A 655-nucleotide genomic window follows, 5' to 3' on the forward strand; every position below is an offset into this window, starting at 1 on the left:
CGCTTGTTTACTCAAGCTCCCATTCGTATACGTCACCACGTATTTCCCTGGTTTACTCGTGTCTACCGTTCCTTGCGCTGTGTTCGCCACTGCTTCTCGGACGTCGTTTCCCTCTGCATCGAGGGCTTTCACTACATTATCGCTTGGCTGCCACGGACTTCCTTGCTTGATCGTGCTGTCTTTAACTTCTAATGCCGTTTGATCGACGGCTTCCGCTTCTACTGTGATCGTTGCTTGTTTACTCAAGTTGCCATTTGTATACGTCACCACGTATTTCCCGGGGGTACTTGTATCTACCGTCCCTTGAGCGGCGTTCGCCACTTCTTCTCGGACGTCTTTTCCGTCTGCATCGAGGGCTTTCACTAGGTTATCACTTGCCTGCCATGAGCTTCCTTGTTTAATCGTACTGTCTTTGACTTCTAACACCGTTTGATCCACGACTTCCGCTTCTACTGTGATCGTCGCTTGTTTACTTATGCTCCCATTCGTATACGTCACCACGTATTTCCCAGGATTACTTGTATCTACCGTCCCTTGAGCGGCATTCGCCACTTCTTCTCGGACGTCTTTTCCGTCCGCATCGAGAGCTTTCACTAGGTTATCACTTGCCTGCCATGAACTTCCTTGTTTAATCGTACTGTCTTTGACTTCTAAC

At 48.9% G+C, this 655-nt stretch carries 1 protein-coding gene; it reads right to left on the minus strand.

All coding sequences use genetic code 11. The features are described 5' to 3' along the window. A partial coding sequence (locus AB3I00_RS14585; protein ID WP_368025612.1) for a bacterial Ig-like domain-containing protein occupies nucleotides 1-655 on the minus strand: 655 nt, incomplete at both ends.

The sequence above is a fragment of the Enterococcus sp. C76 genome (genome assembly GCF_040886985.1).
Taxonomy (GTDB): domain Bacteria; phylum Bacillota; class Bacilli; order Lactobacillales; family Enterococcaceae; genus Enterococcus_B; species Enterococcus_B lactis.